The organism is Floridaenema aerugineum BLCC-F46 (assembly GCF_041929345.1).
In the GTDB taxonomy this organism is placed as follows: Bacteria; Cyanobacteriota; Cyanobacteriia; order Cyanobacteriales; family Aerosakkonemataceae; genus Floridanema; species Floridanema aerugineum.
This window is the reverse complement of sequence record NZ_JBHFNQ010000167.1, coordinates 16,824-31,212: the sequence shown is the minus strand read 5'-3', so window position 1 is coordinate 31,212 and position 14,389 is coordinate 16,824. Positions and strand designations below refer to the sequence as shown.

At 40.1% G+C, this 14,389-nt stretch carries 16 protein-coding genes; 6 read left to right on the top strand and 10 right to left on the bottom strand.

The genetic code is table 11. From position 1 onward, the window contains the following. Position 1 precedes the first annotated feature (1 nt). Positions 2–2,392, top strand: a complete 2,391-nt coding sequence (locus tag ACE1CC_RS21645) for a hypothetical protein (protein WP_413272510.1) — start codon at positions 2–4, stop codon at positions 2,390–2,392. A 3-nt stretch (positions 2,393–2,395) separates the two neighbouring features. Next, entirely contained in the window at positions 2,396–4,570 is a 2,175-nt protein-coding gene (locus tag ACE1CC_RS21640; protein WP_413272509.1) for a DUF2357 domain-containing protein, read from the top strand. A 112-nt stretch (positions 4,571–4,682) separates the two neighbouring features. On the opposite strand, the gene ACE1CC_RS21635 is transcribed toward ACE1CC_RS21640, so the two are convergent. The 5 genes from ACE1CC_RS21635 to ACE1CC_RS21615 all read right to left on the bottom strand — a co-directional run bounded on the left by ACE1CC_RS21635 (position 4,683) and on the right by ACE1CC_RS21615 (position 7,193). After that, the gene (locus ACE1CC_RS21635) at positions 4,683–5,123 is read right to left on the bottom strand and encodes a hypothetical protein (RefSeq protein ID WP_413272508.1); all 441 of its coding nucleotides are present in this window, start codon (positions 5,121–5,123) and stop codon (positions 4,683–4,685) included. A gap of 42 nt (positions 5,124–5,165) precedes the next feature. Continuing rightward, positions 5,166–6,248 (bottom strand): WGR domain-containing protein, encoded by a 1,083-nt coding sequence (locus ACE1CC_RS21630; protein WP_413272507.1) that lies wholly within the window; start codon positions 6,246–6,248, stop codon positions 5,166–5,168. Positions 6,249–6,411: 163 nt separating this feature from the next. Next, on the bottom strand, positions 6,412–6,747 hold the full coding sequence (locus ACE1CC_RS21625; RefSeq protein ID WP_413272506.1) for a GUN4 domain-containing protein: 336 nt from the start codon (positions 6,745–6,747) through the stop codon (positions 6,412–6,414). Then, positions 6,686–6,979: a GUN4 domain-containing protein gene (locus ACE1CC_RS21620; protein ID WP_413272505.1), complete on the bottom strand. Its 294-nt coding sequence runs from the start codon at positions 6,977–6,979 to the stop codon at positions 6,686–6,688. The genes ACE1CC_RS21625 and ACE1CC_RS21620 overlap by 62 nt, the downstream gene beginning before the upstream one ends. Before the next feature lie 34 nt (positions 6,980–7,013). Further along, on the bottom strand, positions 7,014–7,193 hold the full coding sequence (locus tag ACE1CC_RS21615; RefSeq protein WP_413272504.1) for a hypothetical protein: 180 nt from the start codon (positions 7,191–7,193) through the stop codon (positions 7,014–7,016). Between the two features lie 135 nt (positions 7,194–7,328). On the opposite strand from ACE1CC_RS21615, the gene ACE1CC_RS21610 reads away from it, so the two are divergent. Continuing rightward, positions 7,329–8,105, top strand: a complete 777-nt coding sequence (locus ACE1CC_RS21610) for an SH3 domain-containing protein (protein WP_413272503.1) — start codon at positions 7,329–7,331, stop codon at positions 8,103–8,105. Positions 8,106–8,359: 254 nt separating this feature from the next. On the opposite strand, the gene ACE1CC_RS21605 is transcribed toward ACE1CC_RS21610, so the two are convergent. The 4 genes from ACE1CC_RS21605 to ACE1CC_RS21590 all read right to left on the bottom strand — a co-directional run bounded on the left by ACE1CC_RS21605 (position 8,360) and on the right by ACE1CC_RS21590 (position 10,924). Continuing rightward, the gene (locus ACE1CC_RS21605) at positions 8,360–9,148 is read right to left on the bottom strand and encodes an opioid growth factor receptor-related protein (RefSeq protein WP_413272502.1); all 789 of its coding nucleotides are present in this window, start codon (positions 9,146–9,148) and stop codon (positions 8,360–8,362) included. A gap of 94 nt (positions 9,149–9,242) precedes the next feature. Beyond that, the gene (locus tag ACE1CC_RS21600; RefSeq protein ID WP_413272501.1) at positions 9,243–9,716 is read right to left on the bottom strand and encodes an ATP-binding domain-containing protein; all 474 of its coding nucleotides are present in this window, start codon (positions 9,714–9,716) and stop codon (positions 9,243–9,245) included. Positions 9,717–9,991: 275 nt separating this feature from the next. Continuing rightward, complete coding sequence (locus tag ACE1CC_RS21595) at positions 9,992–10,120, bottom strand: hypothetical protein (protein WP_413272500.1); 129 nt, start codon at positions 10,118–10,120, stop codon at positions 9,992–9,994. A gap of 234 nt (positions 10,121–10,354) precedes the next feature. Next, positions 10,355–10,924: a hypothetical protein gene (locus tag ACE1CC_RS21590; RefSeq protein ID WP_413272499.1), complete on the bottom strand. Its 570-nt coding sequence runs from the start codon at positions 10,922–10,924 to the stop codon at positions 10,355–10,357. Positions 10,925–11,099: 175 nt separating this feature from the next. Here ACE1CC_RS21590 and ACE1CC_RS21585 point away from each other — a divergent pair, with 175 nt between their 5' ends. Beyond that, on the top strand, positions 11,100–13,067 hold the full coding sequence (locus ACE1CC_RS21585; RefSeq protein ID WP_413272498.1) for a DEAD/DEAH box helicase: 1,968 nt from the start codon (positions 11,100–11,102) through the stop codon (positions 13,065–13,067). Positions 13,068–13,258: 191 nt separating this feature from the next. Here the strand turns inward: ACE1CC_RS21585 and ACE1CC_RS21580 are convergent, their stop codons facing one another. After that, the gene (locus ACE1CC_RS21580) at positions 13,259–13,498 is read right to left on the bottom strand and encodes a hypothetical protein (protein ID WP_413272497.1); all 240 of its coding nucleotides are present in this window, start codon (positions 13,496–13,498) and stop codon (positions 13,259–13,261) included. A gap of 106 nt (positions 13,499–13,604) precedes the next feature. On the opposite strand from ACE1CC_RS21580, the gene ACE1CC_RS21575 reads away from it, so the two are divergent. Continuing rightward, a complete protein-coding gene (locus tag ACE1CC_RS21575) occupies positions 13,605–13,730 on the top strand; it encodes a hypothetical protein (RefSeq protein WP_413272496.1) in 126 nt (41 codons plus the stop codon). Positions 13,731–13,877: 147 nt separating this feature from the next. Next, positions 13,878–14,357, top strand: coding sequence for a hypothetical protein (locus tag ACE1CC_RS21570; protein ID WP_413272495.1), 480 nt, complete (start codon positions 13,878–13,880; stop codon positions 14,355–14,357). Positions 14,358–14,389: the final 32 nt, after the last annotated feature.

The following is a 14,389-nucleotide window of genomic DNA, read 5'->3' as shown; positions in this document are numbered from 1 at the left end:
AATGGCTAGAAAAAATAAATTTTCAACTCGCGTTAACCAACCTTTGCAACCATCTGCTAAGGTTCCTGAAACTCCTATAAAAACTGATGGTACTGTTTCGACGACTCAAAATTCATCGGCTATTATTCCTCAGTCTCAAGAAATACAAAAACTTCAAGAGAAAATTAACGAACTGGGATTTCAATTAGAGGTACAAAAGGAAGAATCTAAAGCCAAAGAAGCTGAAATTATCAAAAGAGAACAGGAATTAGCAGTTAAGGAAGCTCAAGCTATTAATGGATTTAAAGACTTAGAAGCATCTGCTCGCCAGGAATGGGCTATTCAAAAAGAACGGGAAATAGAAGCAGAGCGAGAACGGATTGTTAAAACTGCTGAACAGGAAGCAGAAAAAATTCTCAATACTGCAAATACACAAGCAGAACGAATAGTCAAGGACGCTCAAAAGTTTGAGGCTAATGCTCAGAACAAAGCTGATAAGATTATTGAAGAAGCACAAAATTTGGCAAACGAACATCGCCAAAGAGCCAGAGAACAAACCATTCAAGAAATCCAAAACCGAGAATCTGAATTAGAATTACGTCGTAAAGAATTTGATGCTAAACAGCAATCAATTGAAGCAAAAGAAGAGAATATTCGCAAGTTAAAAAGAGACCTTGAACGCAAAGAAGAAGACCTTGAAGATGAAAATAACTGGCTTACCGAACAAAAGAAAAAGCTGCAACAAAAGGAGCGATCGCTAGCGGAACGTGAAAGTAATTACTCAGAAGAAGCAGTCAATCATTTAATAGCAGAAAAGACAGGAATTCAGCAACAGCTTGATGTTATCCAAGAAGAAAATTATCGGCTTAGAAAAGAACTAGACCAAAGTAAAACTATTCTTCAAGCTGCACCCGGTTCACCAGAAAGGCTATCCCAAGAGAATGCCCGACTAGAGACTAAGCTTCAAGAATATGAACAAATTCTTGACCAATATCCTTCAGAAGCAGAACTTGCTGAATTGCGCCGTCGTGCTGAAGCGGCAATTGATTTCGAGGCAATGTATCGGGATTTACAAGCTAGGGTTGATGATTTAGAACGCATCCGCCGCCTGCAACAAATAGAAAGAGTAGAAACTGAATCCCTTCGTAAAGAAAGAGATACGCTCAAGTTGCTCAATGAATATCTTAAAGAACAAATAGAAGACTTAGAGCGGATGCTGGGAAATCTTAAAGATAAGAAAATTCAAGCATTTGGTAACTTTGCTGAAATGGATAGTAAGACTGATAATGCTACTGACAACATTAATAGGGTCACTGTTAATAAGTTTAATGATTTGGCTCGTCAAACTCGTGCTTGGATGGCGAATTTACCAACTCGCGAAGAACTAGAAAAGGGAAAAGCCGAAAGTACGCTATTTGCTCATTATTATGATCAGCATACAATTCAAGCTTTTATTGCTTCAATGGTATCTTCTCGATTAATTATTATTCAAGGTGTGAGCGGTACGGGTAAAACTAGCTTACCAGAATATTTTTCTTATGCAGTGGGCGGGAAATTTGCCAGAATTGAAGTGCAGTCTAGTTGGCGAGATAAACTTGATTTAGTAGGGTCTTACAACTCTTTCTTTCGCATTTTTAATGAGTCTCCTTTTTCGAGAGCGCTCTATGAAGCTGGAACAGAACGTTACCGAAATTATCCCTATTTCATTGTATTAGATGAAATGAATTTATCGCGGGTGGAATACTATTTTGCCGATTTTCTTTCGATTATGGAAGGTCGCTTAGAAGATAGAGAAGTTGAACTGTTGAATCACGATCCTACAAGTGGTCAGCTTCCTAAAGGACTTAAATTGAAAAATGGGGCTGTGAAACTACCAATTCCAGATAATGTTTGGTTCATTGGTACTGCGAATACAGATGAATCAACTTATGAAATTACTCGCAAGGTATATGACCGCGCTCAAGTTCTGCAAATAGATGAACCATTTCAACAAGAGAACTTACGCCCTACAGAAGCAGCTAATCTGAGTATTTTAGACTTTTACAACGCTAAACAGAAAGCGATCGAAAGTTTTCCCAATACAGATGGAGAAGCCGCTAAAGGTTGTATTGAGGAAATTGGTTTAGCACTGCATGAATATTTCCAAGTAGGCTACGGACAGCGTTTACTCGATCAACTGTTTATCTTTCTTCCTACATATCGAGCAACAGGGGGTTCGTTAGGCAAAGGGTTAGACCACTTTATAGCTAGAAAGTTACTTTGGCAAATTCAAAATAGAACCGATCCAAATGTGCGTTCTGGGTTGCAAGAAGTAAAAGATACAATTGAACAGAGTTTTGCTAAGACCCGTCTGGGAAATGCTTCGATATCTCTGAAGTTGCTAGACGGCGAGATTAATAAATTTAAACGGTAGACTATGGTGACTGTTTCCTTACTTAATCGTTGGACTGGGAAGTTAGAAGATGTTCAATCTGGAGAATGTTATCATTTAGATAGCATTGATGACTACCGGATACGCATTGCCTTCACTTCTGAAGACGGCGAAATTGAATTTGTACTCAACGACAAGGCTCTGACTCGACAGCAAGAAATTCCTCTCGACTTGCCTATTTTAGTTGATGCCGAGGGATACTGCTCTGTGCGGATTTCCCAAACCGGAGGAATGGTTATTGGGCGGTATAAGTTCAAGGTACCATTACGGACGTTGCTTGATGAGGCGATGGTAACTGCTTTGCATTTATTTGCAGATAGAGCTAGAGAACTTTCACCTAGCTTATCAAAAGAAGAATTAGAGCGTCTGCCGTTTTTTTCTCCCGGTACTATTCGCAGTTCCCTAATGGATGAAGAAGTGTTGAAACTTGACGAGGCGATCGCACAAACTCTACCCTCTTTAATCAGAATATGTAATAAACCTAAACGTACCCTAATGGTCGAGCGTCGAATTATGCCGATAGACCGTGCTAGACGTATTCCACCAGACGCGATCGATCATCTAGCATCTCGACCGGAATTATGGCAATCTCGCACTGCGACTCGGATTACTCCTGCTCGAATCAGAAGTGAAGTACCCGAAGAAACCCTAGACTTATATGAGAACCGCGTGGTTTCCACGCTAATCAGACGGTTACTACGGTGGTTAGAGCAGCGACTTCGGGAAATAGATCGGGCTTACTATCAAACTGAGACGTTACATGAAAATCTATTTGCTAATTATCAGTACAATCAGTTCCGAGAACAGAGACTCAGATTGCTTTGGGAAAATTTGGATACGGTACATGAACAAGACTATTTGCAACAATACGAGAAATCCAGAGAACTAAAAGACAAGATTAGCCTTTTATACGCTGAGATCAGTAGTTGTTTAGACTCTGTTCTTTATAAAAACTTATCTGGTAAGCCGGATGTGGTATCACCACTAAAGCCGACCAACATTTTGAGGATGGATGCTGACTATCGACGCATTAGCCAGTTGTGGGAAATACTCGACAACTTTCAACGCTCTCCTAACTTAGCAGAGGAAAGTAAGAATCAGCGCGACATCCAGTTAGATTATGCCAATTATATCTATGGCTGTGTACTGTTAGCTCTGCGTTGGATTGGCTTTGATAGTGCAAAAGCTGAATCTGAGAACTTTCCACAAGAATTAGATTTTGCTCGGGCGCTACAGTGGGAGGGGTGGACTGTAGTAGTACAGCCGCCCGATCGCAAAACGTTTAATATTAATATCGAGTTCAGTTGGCAGTCTGTTAACAGTAAGCCTGTTAGTAGTAAACGCTCGACATCATCTCATCCAACTCGGACTCGACTGATAGTAGTTCCAGTGGCGCGATCGCTCTTTGGCAATCAAGATGAAGTCAAAAAGACTTTAGATACTCTTTATCAGGCTGGGATTAATCAAGCAAGCAAAACCAATCAAGTTCCCAAGCAGCGAAACTTCAATAACGATCGGATGCAGATTTCCGTGTTGCTGGTACACCCAAGCGATCCGCGAGATAGGGAAATGAGCGAGAATGTAGCATCAGAGTCAATTCAGCGAATGTTGAACATTGGTGAAAACTTTATGAGTCCAGAGGATTATAAGTCCTTTGTTTTCACTTCAGGTCGTGTTGGTATGATGCCTGCTAGTCCTTTGGATTTAAGTACATTGGAGCGATTTCAAAGGTTTTTCCGTTTTCATACATTGGGCATAGATTTGCTGTCTGGTATTCATCCTTCTTTATGTCCAGTATGTGGTTATGACCTCAGTAGTGTACGAGGGCAATTTCAGCATAATGAAGGCAAATGCCCTAACTGCGAAGCTAAGTGGAGCTGGCGAATCTGTAGTAATTGTGGTGGTAAAGTTCCAAAGCTTGAACCGTTAAAAATGAAGCCGCTAACCCCAACAAAGGGAATGCTTCCCTACGCTGTTCATGCGATGGCACGGGAACAATTGTTAGGACGAGATCAGCTTTCGGCTTTATGCGAGTCCAATGAAGTGCCAGAATCGGGGCGCATTAGGGAGATTTGTCCCCATTGTGGAACTTGCCCAGGACGGGGTGAGACGGTAAAAAATTGCCCTAGATGTGGTAACGGTTGTTTTGGACAGGGATAAAATTTAACAGATTTTTTATAGATTCTGTCGATCAACTCTACTGTTTAGGAATTACCCAAAGAGGTTATCCCCGCTATCCACTTTATGTTAAAAGCAATACAAAGCCTGTCTATTACCAAACAGCAAGGGAGGTAAGCTGATACGCATTTAAATTGGGAGTTTTGAAGCCTAGACCTCTTGCTGCAAGGGTTTCAGATAAAAAATTTAACGCTCCTTCTCGAATCACAACAGAAGTGGTTTTTTGGTTCATTGGGTCGAAAAAGCCACCGTTGATAGCTGCAAATGTTTGGTGTTTTGCTGCTATATTTTCTACAGGTTCAAGTGTTGGCGAAACTACAGGTTTTACAGAAAAACGGCTGGTTTTCGGAATCAGTAGTGTATGCACTACGCTTTGTGGCAAAGTGTAAGATTTATACTCAATTTCTGGCTTAAGTGGTACTTCAACTGCCTGATAGGAAGCTTTTGTCGCTCGATTCTGAACATTAGAAAATAACACCACTGCCACAGTAATCGAACTTACGATTATCCAAAACAGTAACCAGACTTTTTTCATTGATTTTAACTCTTTACAAAGCGCCCACTCTCCTAAATCAATCTACTGAAATTGGGTTATGTCAAGCTCCGAGTGAGGACGAGTATTTTTGACCTTTAACTCAGATATTTGAACGGATAAAATTTGCAGACTTCCTTGAGCACAGATTAATCGCAAACCATCAATTTTCTTAAGCGGGATGCGATGCCGATATTTACACAGAAAGATGCCATTCAAATCAACCACAAATTCGGTTTCTTGAACCGTGATTGTTAATGTAAACTGATGACCTAACCTCATCTCCTGTGGTAAAGAAAGTCTCTCCTCCACACCCCAATGTCCAATATGGGTGTTTTGTACAATTTGCCCTTCAGATAAGCGAGGATTGAAGTGATAGGCGAAGTTTTGTCCTGCCATCAGGTTGAAGGAGAAGGAGGGACTCTGGGAGATAGCAACAATTTTCACCGTGACACCAAAACCTAGTTGTATAGCCTGCCACCACACCTCTTGGTCAGCTTGAAGGGTGCTTGGTATGATTGGAGTTGTCTGGTGAGCTATTTCTTCACGGGAACGTTCTTCTGTGATTTGGGTCGGGAGAGATGAGCTAGAAGGACGCACTCTCACATAACCTTTTTTTAGCTTCTCATTGATTTTCTTGTGAGCTTCTGCTTGGGCTTTTTGGAGATTGCTGTAGGTGCTGCGATTGGTTTGTCCTGTCGTACCAATGCGTCCATAGCGAATTATGACATCAAAGGCGTTAACCGTGACTTCATAGAATTTGTGGGAATGGTCGTCGGAAAGTTCCAAGTAAGCTGTATTAGCCTCTGTGGAAGGATTAGCAGAGAGGGACGCTTGGGAGCGTGTCCCAATTTCAACAACTGCGCTCCCACTCATGAATAAACTGCCATCCTCTTGTACAAGCAGGGTTTCCGTGAAGGGATCGGTTATCCAATCGAGCAAAACTGACCGACCATCAGGTAAGATAGTGTACCGACCTCGACGCTCGGTGCTTAACAATCGATAAGAGCCATCTGATTCAAATAAATAACAGTATTTGTCCTTGTGCAGCCAGATTGAGCGGATCAGTTTCTCTCGAAGATTATTTTCTGGCTCTGTTGTGATTGGAGGTGAGGAATTTTTAGGCATAGACTACTTGCAGCTTCGGTTGATGATAATTATCGTCGGCGTTTTGGCAAAAAGAGGATTTTGTATCACCCATTACATTTTATTGGCCTTTACAGAGCGATCGCTTTATCTAATAAGTCAGTTTCCATCATTTTTGATTACTGTTTTTCAAAGCTGGGACAAGTCAACTAAAATTATCATCTCTTGAAGAGGAGCAAATGTCACAATCAGCAGCACGTTCTAATAGCATCCTCCAACCTGCACAAGCAAAACGCGCTAACCAATACATCCAAAAAGTTTTGGGAACTAACCAGGTTATTGGTAAATGTCCAACCGGGGCATAAGTCGTAAAATTAATTTGATTGTAATTTATCCATTTTTCACCATTATACCAACCGACTCTTTGGGCTAATTTGGTATAATCTTTGTCAACTTCTTCATAAATTTTCTTAATTACACTAAAGCCGAAACGTCCTTGACTGTAATGAACCCAAAGTCGATCGATAGTATGCCAGTTCACTACAAGGAAATTTTTGCAGATCATCTTGAGTCAGTAAACAATCTTTCCGTTGATTAGCCCCGGCAATAGATAACATTAGTCTTCTAGTTTCTTGATCGGCATCAAGCCACTTTTGGCTTCTCAATAAATCGCACAATTTTGTATAGTCAACACTTATATTTGCTGATAATTCCATATTTTGAAAATTTTGCCAGAGTTTTTCAGTCAGCGGACATAAATAAGTAATCGCCATCTACCTACCTAGACTATAGTTATCCATGACGTTTTTACCAACCATCGTAATCAGTCGCATCAATTCTTTCACCCGTTTCTGTATCCTCAACTTTGACAGTTAACCCGGTCGCCCCCATACTTACTTGACCAAAATTGTAATTGCAGCGTTCGGAGTAGCGGACAATCAGTGCAGCGAGGTTTGAGAGCGGTACAGACCAACGCGCCGAAATCAAGTAGAGTTAAATTCCATCGGCTGACATCGGTTTGAAGTGCTACCAATGGAGCCTGGAAACAAATGGTGATGGTGAAATGTCAAGATAACTGAACTCTAGATTAACCAGGCTCTACTAGCCATTAAACATTGAATAATGAAGTTTTATTACCTGAAATCTCAAAATATTTTCCTATTTGTACTATTTACATTGGTTTGTACGATCGCAATCGCCCCCCGTTCAATTTCAACCCAATTATCCGCCCTGTCTGCCAAAGTCACCAAATCACCATTGATGATAGCGGCTTCCCCTTATCCGCGTCGTTCATTTACATTGCGAGATCAGGTTGCGCCAGGGAGTTCCTTCGATCGGTTTCGACAACGATTGAAGCAGGCTATTCAACAGCGGGATGCCAAATTTATTCGAGCGATCGCAGACCCCCAAATCAAAATTACTTTTGGGCCACCGATCAAGTTTAGTACCTTGGGATTCGATAATCCAAATTCTCTGGTTTGGAAGCGATTAGAGCGGATTCTTAGCACTGGCTGCACTCCTTACGAAGCTCCAGCAGGTGTTGAGATCGATGCTTACCAGTGTCCTCATGTGTCTCAAGCGGCAATGGGAGATCCCTTCAGTGACATTTACATCATCGGTGAAGCGGTGAATGTGAGGAGTCAACCGCAATCGAATAGTCGTGCGATCGGCGTTTTAAATAATGAAATTCTCAAATTCGACTCTGCCGGATTTGAGCGATTCACCAAACAGCAGCGCGATTTAGCGCAAACGTTGGACGGTTGGATGCCCGTCATCATCCCTACAGGTGAGCGTGGTTATGTTTCTAGCCGTTATGCTTTCTTTGCAGCAGGTTATCGTGCCCGTTTTGAAAATAAAAAAGGGCAATGGAAGATGACTGTTTTTATTACTGGAGATTAGGGAGGCAGAGCAGCAAAATTGCTCAAACAGTATGGTCTTTCCAATCACAAAAAAATAGTCCCAGTGAACTGCTGGTTAATAATCTTTTGGATAAGGCACAAAGATAGAATTTTTGTTGCTTATTGCAATATGTGTAGTGTTTCTAGCGTTTGTTTGGTTCAATATTTGTAGTTATAACTCTATTAAAATCATTATTATTATCTCATCCGCATGGAATACTCGTAACCTGTGACAAAATCAATCAAATTTTATGGCTAATCTACAGCATTTTGCCAATAATTGTAAGTTTCAGTTCCTATTTTTGGGCTTGATTGAGCATAGATTTGCGATAAACAGTTAAAGAAAGCAATTGCATAATTTGATAAACCCAGAATCCTTAAACTCGTCAAGATTCTAGTAATGCGAAGGTAATTATGATTTCTGGGATTAATCCATTTTTCCTTTCTTTGGTCATACTCTTCTGACTTGCTAACCTCAATTGACGGACTATCCCATTTACTGCATTGCAATCCATAAAACTTTAACATAACACTGAAAGATTTAAATAACCGTAACCTTAAACCTTTGTCGTTGTTAAACGCTGCTATTACTTCTTCAGTCAAAACAGGTGCATTACGGTTAAAGTTACTTCTTTCTGTCAATGGGAAAAGCCACTGAATGTAATCATGAGTAGACTCAAGTTTTCCATAGTCCCACAACCAAATCTCTTCTATCATCCGCCCTCTGGAGTCCGGTTGCTGACCCAAGTAAAAGGCTAAAATATCTCCGCTCGGTTGATTAATTAATTCATTAAGGAAAGTCACAGTTAATCCTATTTGGTAATGTTCTAGAGCAATTGACAAGCGATGATAGCCAGGTTGCTTGAATGCTAAATCTATTCTCCAAGTTCCTGAAGAAGTGACGGTTGGCCCAGTAATCGTTAACTGGTTATCTATGGTTAAAATTAAGTTTTTACCTACATCCTCTGAAGGGGCGATACCACTGACAAAAAAACTTTTCTCTACTTGCACTACGTCAGGAGGAGGTTGAGTAATTTTCAGCATAAAAAATAATTTTATTGTTGTTGGATGAACACTTTAAAGTTTAAATCGTGATTTACTTTTCTAGCGATAGTTGGTAGCCTTTGCCAGCGTACTTTCAACCCAATCGTCCTGCCAATAGAGTGTAGCGTTCTTTATCTTTAACCTGCCGCACTGCTAATCCAATTGCTTTGGGTACTCCCACAATCACAGCTAATTGTTTGGCACGAGTCAGCGCAGTGTAGAATAGATTACGAGAAAGCATCAGGAAGTGAGTCATGTACAAAGGCACGATGACCACCGGATATTCGGACCCTTGGCTCTTGTGGATACTGATGCTCCATGCCAACGCAATTTCGTTAAGGTCAGCCCAATCATAACTAACAAGGCGCTGGTCAAATTGAATGGTGGCTTCTTGCTCCTCAGAATCAATTGCTACGATGGTAACGAGGTCACGTTCCCCCGGTACTTTGAGTCGTGCTACTGAATAACCAGATTCCGGCGAGGCAAAGGTAAGACGTTCCACAACACCTTGGATTTGTTCAGTGTGGTTCTGAGTTGTGGATTGTGTTTGAATGTTCGCACTAGACACTAGTTTTTGTTATTTTTCCTTTGCTTGATTGTCAGTAAATAATAAACTATGAAACCACATAATTGCTGACTTTATTATACAATTAGACTGAGGAAATATCTAGACTAAAAGTATTAAGATTACCTCATGGTATTAACTATCAACAGGTGAAGTTATGAAATGTCGATGGTTGATTTTACTATTAGCAGCGACTTGTGGTTTAAGTGCTGGAAATGTCTTGGCTCAAACATAACCAATCCCAACAATTATCTTCTGAATCAATAGAATGCCAAAATTCAAACAAATGGTGTTCCCCAAACGTCCCAATTTTGTTTATTAAACGGCGACCTCCACTTAGCAATTAGTGCTGATTCTAGTTGTTGTCTGGGTTTAGTAGCGATCAGCGCATCCCACCAAAATGTCATGCAAACCGCAGTTTTTACTTGATGCAAATAGTGCAAATTTTGGTACAAACTAATGTAACGTTTACAGTCATGTGTTCCCTTCTAACGTTTATTTGACTGACAGATTTCACCAATAAAGAATATGTCGTAGCTGAAAAAAAGCTATTAAATGCGGGAATTCAACCTTAGAATCCGCTTCCATAAAAAATGATTGTCTTCCAGTTAGGCTTGTTAGCAGCAGATGCCTCTTTCAAGTCATCTACCCACAGCAGCTTTAAGCCGAATAATTTCTTGGATCATTGCTTCTCGGAACCTTCTCTCTTGATTCAATGCCTCCACTAACTGCTGAGTGTACTCCTTAAGGCGGCTTAATTCTTGTTGTAGTTGCTGCCACTGCCAAACGGTGGGCTGGTTAGTTAGTGGAGGTTGAGTTATAAACTCTGTTGGATAACCTCCACTAACTGCTGAGTGTGCTGACGTGGCGGTAGCCTTCTGCTCTTCTTCCTTTAACGCCAGTAATTCCAATTGTTTAATTCGTCTGGTTATAATTTGAATTTGATTGCGCCGTGCAATTGCAGCTTGAGCACGCTTGTATTTCGGACTTTTACGGACACCGAGATAACGTTTCATCTTTGCGGCTTTCTTTTTACCAGAACTTCTCGACTTGGGAGCAGCTTCCATTAGGCGGTAGTAAGTGTAATGCTTGCCACCTGGTTTGGGAACCACAAAACTCGATATCCAAGTGTTAGGTGCGGCTACTTCCCCTTCGGAAAAGATTTGTTCGATTTGTTGATAGAGGGCGGCAATCCGGGCAGCGATGTCCATATCTCGTTAGTTAGTGGAGGTTGTTTGATTAACTCTATTATATCACCTCCACTAACTTTGGGGTAGAGTTATTGTGAGCGATCGCCCCTACCCAAATCTGAACTGACCAAGGATAATAGATTGATTCAGATGTCAAAAGCCAAACTGATGAGCTTTTTCCTTTATTTGTAGAACTATGCTCAGTGCGACACCAAAATACTCACTGCGAGACTACCAAATCGAATGGATCGAAGAAATCTTTGCTTCTTGGGCAAAAGGTACCAGATGTGTTTTAGCACAGTTACCCTGTGGCGCTGGTAAAACTATTTGTTTTGCCCATATATGTAATAAATTCTTTCACCAATCACAAAAAGTTTTAGTCATCGCTCATCGGATGGAACTGATTACTCAAGCCGCCACTAAATTAGAAAAGATTGTTGGCGTACCTGTTGGGATTATTAAAGCTGGTATTAAACCATTTCCCGATCGCCCCATTCAAGTAGCATCGATCCAAACCTTAATTAGACGCAAACAATTACCAGAAAATATTGGATTAGTCATCTTTGATGAAGCTCATCACGTCACCGCTTCCTCATACCGTCAACTAATTGCTCATTACGGGGACTCTTTAATTCTCGGAGTTACCGCTACACCTAGACGCATTGATGGACAAGGATTTGCTGAATTATTTCACAAGCTAATCATTGGCGTTTCTACAGATAAACTAATTCGCGAAGGCTATTTAAGCAAATTTCGTTTGTTTGCTACCGAGAAAACTATTTCTACTTATGGAGTAGCTAAAAACGATAGAGATTTTAATTCCAGAGATTTAGCTTTAGCAGTTACTACCCAAGTAGGAATTTCCGAAGTTGTGCAAAATTATCTCCAATATGCTGCTAAACAGCGTACCATAATTTATGCGGCTTCGGTGCAACATAGCAAAGATATTGCTCAAGCTTTTCGAGAGCAGAATATTCCGGCAGAACATCTTGATGGAGATACGCCTATCAATGAAAGATTTGAGATTCTCGCTCGCTTTGCTTCTGGTAAAACCCAAGTTTTAACTAATTATGAAATCCTTACCGAGGGTTATGATTGCGAACATATTGATTGTGTCTATTGTTTGCGACCAACTGAAAGTTTAACACTTTGGTTACAAATGGTTGGGCGTGGATTGCGAACTAGTGAATCTAAATCCGTAGCGACAATTATTGATATCACAGATAATTGGAAAAAGCACGGCTTACCTGATGATAATTATCAGTGGTCGTTAGAAGCTATTCCTCCGGCTACTCGTCATATTGGTTTAAGAAAATGTGAGTTTTGTTCTCATATTTTTAGACCTTTAGAACATGAATTAAAAGTTATAGAAGCCGAAATAGACGAAAATGGTTACATTATTCGACATCATCGCGCCATTTGTCCGTCTTGTGGTAGTGTTGTCACCTTTTCTACTAAAGAAAGAGATGGTGCTACACATGGCAGAGTTAGAGTACGCTTTGCTGTGGGTAGGATAACCGAGTTAGTGGAGATTAATCTGCAATCAACTTCATCAATTATTAACCAAGTTTATCGGTTCATTAAAACTCAACCTTCTATTTTGACACCAGAGAAGATTTACAGTGCTATTTTCAAGGAGTTCATTGAAATCATTGATAATTTCACGTTGGGAGATTGGCGCAGGATAGTAAAGTTAGTGGAGCCAACTAATACGATATCCACTAAAATTGCTTGGGAATTGTATCAGGAAGGAAAAGTTAGACACCAAAACCGATTAGCTGCTTTAGCTGCTGTCGAGAAACGTCAGTTATTAGAACTTGAAAAACTCAAAAATCGAAAACAAAAACCAGAACAAGTAGTTGGTACTAAGGCGGATGTGGCTACTTTACCTGCGGTTGGTAATCCTGATCTACACAGAAAATATGCTAGTGCGTGGAAACTGTTTTTGTCACGATGCCATCATTCTACGGCAGATTTCTTACACCAGAATGCGGGGTTATTTTCAGTGCAGGATAGCGCTGATTATTGTAATGTTTCTATTGCTTTACGCAATGTTCCTGAACTCAAAACTCAACGGATACATCTTAAAGAAGCAGAATTGTCTGCTGCTTTGACGGAAGTTTTTGGCAAAAAGACTTTTTTGATGTTTCGCTTAAGTAGTTAATCTTTGAAATTACATGAATCTATAACAAAGCCAAACAACAAAACAATCCACATCAAGCTAAAAGTCTTCACTTTTTTATCTGCCGAAATTTCCGCTGCATGGCATTTGGCAAGTTCTATCTCCATAGCTTCTGGAGGCGGTGAGAAGTTGAGGATGGTAATGCTTTTACCGCTTTTACCTAAAAAACTATGTTAGTCATCTATTAACCTTCGAGTTTGGTTTAACTGCTGCACAATTTGGTCGAGGTTTTCTTTGATGGCGCGATCGGCTTCTGGTGTAGCTTTTTCAATTTGTACCATGAAATTTGTCAGCCGTTCTAGCGATTTTCTCACCTCTTGGCAACGTCCATAAATTTCCCAGTATTGCCAACCACTGTTGGGTAGATCCCAGTTAGCCAGCATTTGGATAATGATGCGGTTCTCTTCAGTCATTTTTTATTTAATACAGTTACTTGCTTGTTGATTATTAGGTAGAAATTTGCCGAGATCTACCTTATCTAGATTGGTAAAGCCCCAATAACCAAATCCGAATAAAACTATGATTAATGAAAATGGAATACTCGCACATCCACATCCATTGTTTTCTTTTTTCGCTGGCATGGCAACAAATGATGCTACATTAAGGTACTTCAGTTTGCGATCGCCTTATTCCGCATTATTGTAGTAACGCTGAATACTACGCAGTCAGTAGCCATTCTCATAAAAAAAAATGTATACTTCTTTGATGATATAATATTGTTATTAGTTATTAACACCAATTCTCAATTTCATCCTAACCGTTAATTCAATGAAGTAAATTTACCTTATTTACATGGCAATAAAGGATATATTTTTAGCGTTTGAAGGCATAGATCTCATACCACCGAGAGCTTTTTACACCAGTTATAGCTTTAATGGTACAGGTACTTCGTTGCGCTACTACATAAATAGTCTTGACTCTCAGGGCTACGATGCTGGATTAAAGTTAGACTTTTTTGATAACGTCCGCTTCACAAATTTTAAGAAGCCTCATCCAATCAAGAAGTACGAGCCATATTTTGGTAAGTTCATTAATCATACCTCTTGTAGTTATGATGATTTCGAGCAAAAATTTACCTCACTCAATTCCTCAACAGCAAGCAAGATAACCTTAATGGCTCAACATTGGAATGTTTCAGAGGAGCAATTTATAAATACCTTATTATTTGCTTACGAGTTACTATGGGATGCTGAACATGATGGTTGGCTTGGTAACTCTGGGTGGGAAGGTGGAGATTTTAAAGGTTATTTACCATCATCAAAACGTCGATAGTTATTAATTTAATTATTCTAGCTGGTTTTTTA

Bases quoted from the DNA above. Each gene is read 5' to 3' on its own strand.
- ACE1CC_RS21645 (WP_413272510.1), top strand. From the start codon at position 2: ATGGCTAGAAAAAATAAATTTTCAACTCGCGTTAACCAACCTTTGCAA.
- ACE1CC_RS21640 (WP_413272509.1), top strand. From the start codon at position 2,396: ATGGTGACTGTTTCCTTACTTAATCGTTGGACTGGGAAGTTAGAAGAT.
- ACE1CC_RS21635 (WP_413272508.1), bottom strand. From the start codon at position 5,123: ATGAAAAAAGTCTGGTTACTGTTTTGGATAATCGTAAGTTCGATTACT.
- ACE1CC_RS21630 (WP_413272507.1), bottom strand. From the start codon at position 6,248: ATGCCTAAAAATTCCTCACCTCCAATCACAACAGAGCCAGAAAATAAT.
- ACE1CC_RS21620 (WP_413272505.1), bottom strand. From the start codon at position 6,979: ATGGCGATTACTTATTTATGTCCGCTGACTGAAAAACTCTGGCAAAAT.
- ACE1CC_RS21610 (WP_413272503.1), top strand. From the start codon at position 7,329: ATGAAGTTTTATTACCTGAAATCTCAAAATATTTTCCTATTTGTACTA.
- ACE1CC_RS21605 (WP_413272502.1), bottom strand. From the start codon at position 9,148: ATGCTGAAAATTACTCAACCTCCTCCTGACGTAGTGCAAGTAGAGAAA.
- ACE1CC_RS21595 (WP_413272500.1), bottom strand. From the start codon at position 10,120: ATGACATTTTGGTGGGATGCGCTGATCGCTACTAAACCCAGACAACAA.
- ACE1CC_RS21590 (WP_413272499.1), bottom strand. From the start codon at position 10,924: ATGGACATCGCTGCCCGGATTGCCGCCCTCTATCAACAAATCGAACAA.
- ACE1CC_RS21585 (WP_413272498.1), top strand. From the start codon at position 11,100: ATGCTCAGTGCGACACCAAAATACTCACTGCGAGACTACCAAATCGAA.
- ACE1CC_RS21580 (WP_413272497.1), bottom strand. From the start codon at position 13,498: ATGACTGAAGAGAACCGCATCATTATCCAAATGCTGGCTAACTGGGAT.
- ACE1CC_RS21575 (WP_413272496.1), top strand. From the start codon at position 13,605: ATGATTAATGAAAATGGAATACTCGCACATCCACATCCATTGTTTTCT.
- ACE1CC_RS21570 (WP_413272495.1), top strand. From the start codon at position 13,878: ATGGCAATAAAGGATATATTTTTAGCGTTTGAAGGCATAGATCTCATA.